Annotated in this window: 10 protein-coding genes and 1 pseudogene; 3 read left to right on the top strand and 8 right to left on the bottom strand. The window is 66.3% G+C overall.

The window, feature by feature from the left end:
* Positions 1–81: 81 nt before the first annotated feature.
* From rplS to rpsP, 4 genes are all read right to left on the bottom strand, one after another.
* Positions 82–474, bottom strand: coding sequence for a 50S ribosomal protein L19 (rplS, locus tag HWX08_RS32410; RefSeq protein ID WP_006486838.1), 393 nt, complete (start codon positions 472–474; stop codon positions 82–84).
* A 133-nt stretch (positions 475–607) separates the two neighbouring features.
* Positions 608–1,402, bottom strand: coding sequence for a tRNA (guanosine(37)-N1)-methyltransferase TrmD (trmD, locus tag HWX08_RS32415; protein WP_069256105.1), 795 nt, complete (start codon positions 1,400–1,402; stop codon positions 608–610).
* A gap of 1 nt (position 1,403) precedes the next feature.
* Complete coding sequence (gene rimM / locus HWX08_RS32420; RefSeq protein WP_043181889.1) at positions 1,404–2,081, bottom strand: ribosome maturation factor RimM; 678 nt, start codon at positions 2,079–2,081, stop codon at positions 1,404–1,406.
* A gap of 42 nt (positions 2,082–2,123) precedes the next feature.
* Positions 2,124–2,378 (bottom strand): 30S ribosomal protein S16, encoded by a 255-nt coding sequence (rpsP, locus tag HWX08_RS32425; protein ID WP_006476550.1) that lies wholly within the window; start codon positions 2,376–2,378, stop codon positions 2,124–2,126.
* A gap of 153 nt (positions 2,379–2,531) precedes the next feature.
* Here rpsP and HWX08_RS32430 point away from each other — a divergent pair, with 153 nt between their 5' ends.
* Positions 2,532–3,671 carry a PQQ-dependent sugar dehydrogenase gene (locus HWX08_RS32430; RefSeq protein WP_174922947.1) on the top strand — a complete coding sequence of 380 codons (1,140 nt, stop codon included), beginning with the start codon at positions 2,532–2,534 and terminating at the stop codon, positions 3,669–3,671.
* A 109-nt stretch (positions 3,672–3,780) separates the two neighbouring features.
* Positions 3,781–4,248, top strand: coding sequence for an NINE protein (locus HWX08_RS32435; protein ID WP_069257959.1), 468 nt, complete (start codon positions 3,781–3,783; stop codon positions 4,246–4,248).
* A gap of 49 nt (positions 4,249–4,297) precedes the next feature.
* Here the strand turns inward: HWX08_RS32435 and HWX08_RS32440 are convergent, their stop codons facing one another.
* Together HWX08_RS32440 and HWX08_RS32445 are read right to left on the bottom strand one after the other, a co-directional pair.
* Positions 4,298–5,482 carry a PA0069 family radical SAM protein gene (locus tag HWX08_RS32440; protein WP_069256103.1) on the bottom strand — a complete coding sequence of 395 codons (1,185 nt, stop codon included), beginning with the start codon at positions 5,480–5,482 and terminating at the stop codon, positions 4,298–4,300.
* A 90-nt stretch (positions 5,483–5,572) separates the two neighbouring features.
* On the bottom strand, positions 5,573–6,061 hold the full coding sequence (locus tag HWX08_RS32445; protein WP_011351353.1) for an Lrp/AsnC ligand binding domain-containing protein: 489 nt from the start codon (positions 6,059–6,061) through the stop codon (positions 5,573–5,575).
* 145 nt (positions 6,062–6,206) lie between these two features.
* On the opposite strand from HWX08_RS32445, the gene HWX08_RS32450 reads away from it, so the two are divergent.
* The gene (locus HWX08_RS32450; protein WP_069256102.1) at positions 6,207–7,493 is read left to right on the top strand and encodes a D-amino acid dehydrogenase; all 1,287 of its coding nucleotides are present in this window, start codon (positions 6,207–6,209) and stop codon (positions 7,491–7,493) included.
* 90 nt (positions 7,494–7,583) lie between these two features.
* Here HWX08_RS32450 and HWX08_RS32455 read toward each other — a convergent pair.
* Positions 7,584–8,228: pseudogene (locus HWX08_RS32455) on the bottom strand (acyl-CoA dehydrogenase C-terminal domain-containing protein); the annotation flags it as partial.
* Between the two features lie 137 nt (positions 8,229–8,365).
* Positions 8,366–10,156, bottom strand: a complete 1,791-nt coding sequence (locus HWX08_RS32460) for an acyl-CoA dehydrogenase (protein ID WP_175869757.1) — start codon at positions 10,154–10,156, stop codon at positions 8,366–8,368.
* Between the last annotated feature and the right edge of the window lie 2 nt (positions 10,157–10,158).

The following is a 10,158-nucleotide window of genomic DNA, read 5'->3' on the forward strand; positions in this document are numbered from 1 at the left end:
TCTCGGGTTCGTGTCGTATCGAGCATATTGTCGCGCCAGAATGAAAAAAGCACCCGGGTGGGTGCTTTTTCCTTACAGCTCTTACTCTTGGGAAGCTGCTGCGGCGCGATCCTTCGACACCAGCTTTTCCTTGATACGAGCCGACTTGCCCGAACGCTCGCGCAGGTAGTACAGCTTCGCACGACGCACATCACCGCGACGCTTCACGACGATGCTTGCCAGCAGCGGCGAGTACGTCTGGAACGTACGCTCGACGCCTTCGCCCGACGAGATCTTGCGAACGATGAAGTTCGAGTTCAGACCACGGTTGCGAATCGCGATCACGACGCCTTCGTAAGCCTGAACGCGCTTGCGGTTACCTTCAACCACGTTCACGTTCACGATCACCGTGTCGCCCGGGGCGAAATCGGGGATCGTCTTGCCGGCGAGCGCGCGCTCGATTTCTTCCTGCTCAAGTTTTGCGATCAGATTCATTACTGACTCCTTATGCCATCGTGTCGGCGTTAGCACCCGCCTGCTTCCAGGCCTGGCCCCGATAGAGGATGGATTCACATCAGGCGCCGTACACGCATGGACGGCGCCGCCAATTCCCGCTCGCGCAGCCGCCTCAGGAGGCGTCCTTCGCTTCGCGTGCGAGGTTCGCAAGCCACGCCTCGTCGGCCCGGCTCAACAACTTCTCGCGGCGCGCCCGGACGATCAGGTCCGGCCGCTTCCGCAACGTATTCCTCAATGCTTCCTGGCGCCGCCACCGCTCGATCTCGGCATGATGCCCGCCGAGCAGCACGTCCGGCACACGCACGCCGTCGTATTCCTCGGGACGCGTGTAGTGCGGGCAATCGAGCAGGCCGTCGGCGAAGCTGTCCTGCACGGCCGACAACGAATCGTTCAGCACACCGGGCAGCAACCGCACGACGGCATCCATCATCGCCATCGCCGGCAATTCGCCGCCTGACAGCACGAAATCGCCGAGGCTGATTTCCTCGTCGACGCAACGATCGAGCAGGCGCTGGTCGATCGCTTCGTAGCGGCCGCACAGCACGACGACGCCGGGTTCCTGCGCCATCCGCACCGCACGCTCGTGCGTGAGCGGCGCGCCCTGCGGCGACATCATCACGACGCGCGTGCCCGCAATACCCTGCTCCGCCTGTGCCGCTTTCGCGGCATCGATCGCGGCTTCGAGCGGCCTGGCCAGCATCACCATGCCCGGACCGCCGCCGTACGGACGATCGTCGACCGTGCGGTAGTTGTCCGTCGTGAAATCACGCGGGTTCCAAGTGCGCAACCCGAAGCGCCCTTGCTTGACGGCCCGGCTGGTGATCCCCCAGTCGGTCAGTGCACGGAACATCTCGGGAAAGAGCGTGACGACGTCGAACTGCACCGCGCGCTCGATAACCTGGTTCATTTCAGTAATCGGCTTCCCAGTCGACGACGATACGACGCGCCGCCTGATCCACCGTTTTGACGTAGACGCCGACGAACGGAATCAACCGCTCGTCGGTGGTCGGCTGACCGTCTTTGCCGGTCGCCGGATACTCGACGCGCATGATCGAATGCACGCCGTTGTCGATCATCCCGCTCACCTTCCCGAGCGCCACCGACTGCTCGTTGACGACGTCGAGACCGATCAGGTCGACCCAATAGAATTCGTCCGCGGCCAATGCCGGGAAATCTTCCCGGCGCACGAACACGCGAAAGCCGCGCATGGCGAGCGCGGCATCGCGGTCGCTGACGCCCGCGGGTTGCGCAACGACGGTGTCGCTGTGCGTCTTCGACTGCATGATGCGGACGGAAAGCCGCTCCGCACCGCGTTCCAGCCACCAGCGGCGCGCATTGAGCAGCGCATCGCCACCGCGGCCGGCGTCGGCATGCGTCGCCACCTTGACCCAGCCCTTCAGGCCATAGGCGTCGACTACCGCCCCGACCTCGACGGCATCGTCGGGCCACGCCTGCGCCACTTCGAGACTGCCCTGCTCGGCAGCCTGACCGGCGTTCGCGACAGCGTCGCGCTCGACCGGCTTGCGGACGAATGCGCCAAACGACGCACGCCCGCGCCTTGCATTACCGGAATCGTGACCCGCCATCAATGCACCTCACAGCCGGCACGACCGGCACACCGTGCCATGTTAGGCAGCCGGTTGCGCCTTTTGCGCTTCCTTCACGAGACGCTGGACGGTCGGCGACAGTTGCGCGCCAACGCCTTGCCAGTACGTCAGGCGATCCTGAGCGATACGCAGCGATTCGCCCTTCGTGGCGACCGGGTTGTAGAAGCCGACGCGCTCGATGAAGCGGCCGTCACGACGGTTGCGCGAATCGGTAGCAACGATGTTGTAGAACGGGCGCTTCTTCGAGCCGCCACGAGCCAGACGGATGATAACCATATGATGTCCTTCGGGAAAACCGGGTTCGAAACTACTGAAACACGCGATTATAGCCGGAAACCAGAGGTACAACAAACACTTACGCGGAAAAATTCCGCGGACGGCCTGTCCGCCGGGCCTACAATCGTCGTGTCCGGGACGTTCCACACCGTCATGCCACCCCTTCGCGCCGCTTCGATGCGCGGCGGGCAGCACCGTTTTGCGGCGCTGTTCGCCGGGCTTGCCTGCCTCACGTGTGCACCGGCGCTTGCCGCGCCGTTGCCCGTGGGCGAACTCGTCGTGCCGCCGGGCTTTCACGTCGAAGTGCTGACCGACACGGTACCGACCGCCCGCGAAATGGCGTGGTCGCCGCGCGGCATCCTGTATGTCGGCACCCGGGAAGGCCGCGTGCATGCGTTCGCGATGCAAGAGGGCCGGATCACCGCGCACTACGTGATCGCGTCCGGGCTCGACATGCCCGTCGGCGTCGCCTATCGTGACGGCGCACTCTATATATCCGCGGTATCGCGCATCCTGCGCGTCGATCACATCGACGACCGGCTCGCCACCCCACCGGCCCCCGCCGTCGTCACCGACTCGCTGCCGACCGAACACCATCACGGCTGGAAATTCATCGCGTTCGGCCCCGACGGCAAGCTGTACGTGCCGACCGGCGCGCCGTGCAACGTCTGTCTCGCCGATCGCAGCCGCTTCGCGGTCATCGCACGCATGAAGCCGGACGGCAGCGGAAGAGAGATCGTCGCGCGCGGCGTACGCAATACGGTCGGCTTCGCGTGGCACCCCGATTCGGGCGAGCTGTGGTTTACCGACAACGGGCGCGACATGATGGGCGACGACGTGCCCGACGACAAACTGAACCGCGCGCCGCGCGCCGGCCTCGACTTCGGCTTCCCGTACTGCCATGGCGGCGACACACCCGACCCCGAATTCGGCAGCGCCGACGTGTGCCCCCGCTACGTGCCACCCGTGCTGAAACTCGGCGCGCACGTCGCGGCACTCGGCATGCGCTTCTATACGGGCCCGATGTTTCCGGCGTCGTATCGCAATAACGTGTTCATCGCCGAACACGGCTCGTGGAACCGCAGCAAGAAAGTGGGCTACCGCGTGATGCGCGTCGTCGTCTCGGCGGACGGCAGCCATGCGCACCAGACTCCGTTCGTCACGGGCTGGCTGCGGCCCGACGGCACGGCATGGGGACGCCCGGCCGACGTACTGCCGCTGCCGGACGGCTCGCTGCTCGTGAGCGACGACTACGCGGGCGCCATCTACCGCGTGACCTATGCGGCACCTTGACGCAGCCCGAGGGTGACCTGCCCCGATCGGGCATCGTAGAATGCGTGCCGGGCCGCGCGCCCGCGCCGGCCCGCCGGCCGCCCATGCCAACGACAATACGCCGCCATCCATGTCCAGCAGCACCGCCCCGTCCCGCCGCTTTCGCTCCAAGACGCTCACCGCCGCCCTCGCGTTCCTGCTCGGATCGCTCGGCGCGCACCGCTTCTATCTGTACGGCTTTCGCGACGTGTACGGCTGGGCGCACCTGCTCGCGACGCTCGTCGGCATCCCGGGCTTCCTCCTGCTCGCCGCGACGCAGCGCAGCGCAGGCCTCGGCTGGTGGCTCGCGGTACCCGGCGCGATCTCGCTGCTGGCGGCGTTCCTCGCCGCGCTCGTCTACGGGCTGCGCCCCGACGAAAAATGGGACGCACAATTCAACGCGGAGACGGGCAAGCACAGCCAGTCGGGCTGGACCGTGATCTTCGTCGTGATTTTCTCGCTGCTGATCGGCGCGTTCCTGCTGATGACCGCACTCGCGCTGTCGTTCCAGACGTATTTCGAGTCCCAGGTCGAAGCGGCCAAGCAGATTTCGCAGTAAGCGCAACGACCCCAACGCGCCGGCAATTCCGACCTGCGTCGCGCGCCGGTCAGAACAGGTTCAGTTGCAGGTCGTCGCGCGACTGCGTCGACCGCGAGCCGGCGGCACGACCGGCAGCACGCGGCGCCGGCACCGCGGCCGGCGCGCCGCGAAACTGCGACAGATCGAGAATGCCGTTCGTGCGCTCGTTCAGCCCGAGCCGCTTGACGGCCTGACGGAAGCGCTGCCGCAGCAGGTCGGCCCAGATCCCCTCCCCCTTCATCCGCTTCGAGAAATCCGAGTCGTAGTCTTTCCCGCCGCGCATGTCGCGCACGCGGTTCATCACGCGCTCCGCACGGTCGGGAAAATGCGCGGCAAGCCAGTTCTTGAACAGCGGCGCGACTTCCCAGGGAAGCCGCAGGATGATGTAGCTCGCGTACGTCGCACCGGCTTCCGCGCACGCCTCGAGCACGCGCTCCATGTCGGGCTCGGTGACGAACGGAATCATCGGCGCGATGCTCACGCCGACCGGTACGCCCGCGTCGCGCAACGCTCGAATCGTGCGCAAGCGTCGCGCGGGCGTCGCCGCGCGCGGCTCGAGCGTGCGCGCGAGATCGGCATCGAGCGTCGTGATCGTGACCGCCGCCATCACCTGCCCCCGCTCGGCCATCGGCGCGAGCAGATCGAGATCGCGCTCGATCAGCGACGACTTCGTGATCGCGGCGAACGGCAACCCGCGATCGTGCATCACCTGGATCACGCCGCGCGTGATGCGCAGGTCGCGTTCGACCGGCTGGTAGGCATCGGTGTTGACGCCGAGCGCAATCGGCTCCGGCACGTAGCGCTTGCGCGAAATCTCGCGCTCGAGCAGTTCGGCCGCATTGACCTTCGCATAGATACGGCTTTCGAAATCGAGCCCCGGCGACAGGCCGAGATAACTGTGCGTCGGCCGCGCGAAGCAGTAGATGCACCCGTGCTCGCAGCCGCGATACGGATTGAGCGATACGCTGAACGGGATGTCGGGCGACTGGTTGTGCGTCAGAATGCTCTTCGCCCGCTCTTCGAACACCTGCGTGCGCAGCGGCGCGGCGAAATCGGTATCGTCCGACTCGTGCGCCCAGCCGTCGTCGACCGCTTCGCGCTGCGCGATTTCGTACCGCCCCTGCAGGTTGTCGACCGCACCGCGCCCCTTGCGGGGCACGGGCGGCGCTATCGGAAATTCGTTGTCGGATCGATCGTCCATGTGCCCACCCATTCGCCTGCACCCAATACTGTATATTTATACAGTATTGGGTGCAGCATGCCAAGGGCGGGATAAAGGGCCCGACGGCCCGCCGCAGACGCGTCAGTCACCCACCGCGATCGTCAGCGTCTCCTTGATTTCTTCCATCACCACGTAGCTCTTCGACTGCACGGCGCCGGGCAACTGCAGCAGGATATCGCCGAGCAGCTTCCGGTAGTCGGCCATCTCGCCGATCCGCGCCTTGATCAGATAGTCGAAATCGCCGGACACGAGATGGCATTCGAGCACCTCGTCGATCTTCATCACTTCCCGGCGAAACTGCTCGAACATGTTGCCGCCCTTGTGGCCGAGCGTGATCTCGACGAACACCAGCAGCGCGGCATCCAGCTGGTGCGGGTCGACCCGCGCGTGATAGCCGGTGATCACGCCATCGCGCTCCATGCGCCGCACACGCTCGATACACGGCGTGACGGTCAGTCCAACCTGTTCCGCGAGGTCTTTCATCGCCATCCGGCCGTCGTCCTGAAGCAGTTTCAGGATGCGCCGGTCGAGCTTGTCGAGCGAGCGTACTGGCTGACGTTGCGTTCTCATTTCTTTCTTCTGAAAACCTGAAAAATACGATAACAAAACCTGCACATTCGACAATACCATAGCGCAAAAAACTAGATCAGCTAGAGGTTACACGGAGCCGCAGGTGCGCCCGGCCTCGACCTGGTCCCTTCCATCTGGAGCAGCTATGCGAGTCGTCGTTCTGGGCAGCGGTGTGGTGGGCGTGGCAAGCGCGTATTACCTCGCGCGCGCCGGTCATGAAGTCACGGTGATCGACCGGGAAGCCGGCCCGGCGCTCGAGACGAGCTTCGCGAACGCGGGCCAGATCTCCCCCGGCTATGCCGCGCCGTGGGCCGCGCCCGGCGTGCCGCTGAAGGCCGTGAAGTGGATGTTCGAAAAGCACGCGCCGCTCGCGATCCGCCTCGACGGCACGCGCTTCCAGCTCCAGTGGATGTATCAGATGCTGCGCAACTGCACGGCCGAGCGCTATGCGGTCAACAAGGGCCGCATGGTCCGCCTCGCCGAATACAGCCGCGACTGCCTGCAGGCGCTGCGCGCCGACACCGGCATCCAGTACGAAGGCCGCACGGGCGGTACGCTGCAATTGTTCCGTACGCAGCAGCAGCTCGACGGCGCGGCGAAGGACATCGCCGTGCTGCAGGCAGCGAACGTGCCGTTCGAACTGCTGTCGCCGGCCGACCTGAAGAAAGCCGAACCGGCGCTCGCCGCCGTCTCGCACAAGCTGACGGGCGGCCTGCGCCTGCCGGGCGACGAAACGGGCGACTGCCAGCTGTTCACGACGCGCCTCGCCGCACTCGCCGAATCGCTCGGCGTGAAGTTCCGCTACAACACGCCGATCGACGCGCTCGCGATCGCCGGCGGCAAGATCGCCGGCGTGCAGTGCGGCAGCGAGACGGTACGCGCGGACGCGTACGTCGTCGCGCTCGGCTCGTACTCGACCCGCTTCGTGTCGAACCTGATGAAGATCCCCGTCTATCCACTGAAGGGCTATTCGATTACCGCGCCGATCGTCAACGAAGCGGCGGCGCCCGTGTCGACGGTACTCGACGAAACCTACAAGATCGCGATCACGCGTTTCGATCAGCGGATCCGCGTCGGCGGCATGGCGGAAATCGTCGGCTTCGACAAGAAGCTGCGCGCCGCGCGCCGCGAAACGCTCGAAATGTGCGTGAACGACCTGTTCCCGGGCGGCGGCGACACGTCGAAGGCCACGTTCTGGACGGGCCTGCGCCCGATGACGCCGGACGGCACGCCGATCGTCGGCCGCACGCCGGTGTCGAACCTGTTCCTGAACACCGGCCACGGCACGCTCGGCTGGACGATGTCGTGCGGCTCGGGTCAACTGCTCGCCGACCTGATCTCGGGCAAGATGCCCGCGATCCAGGCCGACGACCTGTCGGTGCATCGCTACCTGAAGGACGTGGCCGGCCAGACGCGCCCCGCATACGCATAAGCCGACGCCGCCCGCAGCGATGCGGGCCGGCCGGCATCAAAAGAAAGGCGCCCGAGGGCGCCTTTGTCACTTCATCGAACCGTCAGCCGGTCAGAACTGGTCTTCCGTCAATGCGAGCACGCCCTCGTTGCCCTTCGTGCCGACGATCGACGCTTCGAGCGCGCCGGCCTGCACCAGCACGTGCTCCGCATAGCATTGCGCGAGCGCGATCTTCGCGTCGAAGAACGCCGGGTCGCTCGCCCGCTGCGCCTGCGCCGCCACCAGCGCGCGCCCCATCTGCCACCCGCACAGCACCACCCCCGCCAGCTTCAGGTACGGCACGCTGCCCGCGAACACCGCGTTCGGGTCCTGCTTCACGTTCGCCACCACGTAATCCACCACCGACGACAGCGCCTTCGCACCCTTCTCCAGCTGCGCCTTCACCGAGGCCGCCGCCGCGCCGTCCAGCTTGCCCAGCGCCGCCACCGTCTCGCCGATCTCCGCGATCAGCGCCTTCGCCACCGCGCCGCCGTCGCGCATCGTCTTGCGCCCCACCAGATCGTTCGCCTGGATCGCCGTCGTGCCTTCGTAGATCGCCAGGATACGTGCATCGCGGTAATACTGCGCCGCGCCCGTCTCCTCGATGAAGCCCATCCCGCCGTGCACCTGCACGCCCAGGCTCGCCACGTCGTTCACCATCTCCGTGCTCCAGCCCTTCACCACCGGCACCAGATACTCGTAGATTGCCTGATGACGCNTACCTGAAGGACGTGGCCGGCCAGACGCGCCCCGCATACGCATAAGCCGACGCCGCCCGCAGCGATGCGGGCCGGCCGGCATCAAAAGAAAGGCGCCCGAGGGCGCCTTTGTCACTTCATCGAACCGTCAGCCGGTCAGAACTGGTCTTCCGTCAATGCGAGCACGCCCTCGTTGCCCTTCGTGCCGACGATCGACGCTTCGAGCGCGCCGGCCTGCACCAGCACGTGCTCCGCATAGCATTGCGCGAGCGCGATCTTCGCGTCGAAGAACGCCGGGTCGCTCGCCCGCTGCGCCTGCGCCGCCACCAGCGCGCGCCCCATCTGCCACCCGCACAGCACCACCCCCGCCAGCTTCAGGTACGGCACGCTGCCCGCGAACACCGCGTTCGGGTCCTGCTTCACGTTCGCCACCACGTAATCCACCACCGACGACAGCGCCTTCGCACCCTTCTCCAGCTGCGCCTTCACCGAGGCCGCCGCCGCGCCGTCCAGCTTGCCCAGCGCCGCCACCGTCTCGCCGATCTCCGCGATCAGCGCCTTCGCCACCGCGCCGCCGTCGCGCATCGTCTTGCGCCCCACCAGGTCGTTCGCCTGGATCGCCGTCGTGCCTTCGTAGATCGCCAGGATACGTGCATCGCGGTAATACTGCGCCGCGCCCGTCTCCTCGATGAAGCCCATCCCGCCGTGCACCTGCACGCCCAGGCTCGCCACGTCGTTCACCATCTCCGTGCTCCAGCCCTTCACCACCGGCACCAGATACTCGTAGATTGCCTGATGACGCACGCGCGTCGCCTCGTCCGAATGGCGGTGGGCAATGTCGCTGTGCGCGGCCGCCACGTACGCCAGCGCCCGCGCGCCTTCGGTCAGCGCGCGCATCGTGCCGAGCATGCGGCGCACGTCCGGGTGATGGATGATCGTCACCGACTGCTTCGCCGACCCGTCCACCGGGCGGCTCTGCACGCGCTCCTTCGCGAATGCCGCGGCCTTCTGGTATGCACGGTCGGCCACGCCGATCCCCTGCATCCCGACGCCGAAACGCGCCGCGTTCATCATGATGAACATGTATTCGAGGCCGCGATTCTCTTCGCCGACCAGGTAGCCGATCGCGCCGCCGTGGTCGCCGTACTGCAGCACCGCGGTCGGGCTCGCCTTGATCCCGAGCTTGTGCTCGATCGACACGCAGTGCACGTCGTTGCGCGCGCCCAGCGAGCCGTCGTCGTTGACGAGGAACTTCGGCACGATGAACAGCGAGATGCCCTTCACGCCTTCCGGCGCGTTCGGCGTGCGCGCCAGCACCAGGTGGACGATGTTGTCCGCCATGTCGTGCTCGCCCCACGTGATGAAGATCTTCGTGCCGAACACCTTGTACGTGCCGTCGCCCTGCGGCTCGGCGCGCGAGCGCACCAGCGCGAGATCCGAGCCCGCCTGCGGCTCGGTCAGGTTCATCGTGCCGGTCCACTCGCCCGAGATCAGCTTCGGCACGTAGCGCTGCTTCTGCTCATCGGTGCCGGCCGTCAGCAGCGCCTCGATCGCGCCGTCGGTCAGCAACGGGCACAGCGCGAACGACAGGTTCGATGCGTTGAGCATCTCGATGCACGGCGTCGCGATCAGCTTCGGCAGCCCCTGGCCATCGTACTCGACCGGATGCTGCAGCCCCTGCCAGCCGCCTTCGACGAACTGGCGGAACGCGTCGCCGAAGCCGGGCGTCGCGGTCACGACGCCGTCCTTCCAGCTGCTCGGGTTGCGGTCGCCTTCGACGTTCAGCGGCGCCAGCACCTCGCCGCAGAATTTCGCGGATTCGTCGAGCACGGCCTGCGCCGTGTCGTAACCGGCATCCTCGAAGCCCGGCAACTGCGCAACGGCGTCGATGCCGGCCAACTCCTTCAGCACGAACAGCATGTCCTTGACGGGGGCGTGATAGCTCATGG

Origin of the sequence: Burkholderia metallica, assembly GCF_902832845.1 — a bacterium.
In the GTDB taxonomy this organism is placed as follows: domain Bacteria; phylum Pseudomonadota; class Gammaproteobacteria; order Burkholderiales; family Burkholderiaceae; genus Burkholderia; species Burkholderia metallica.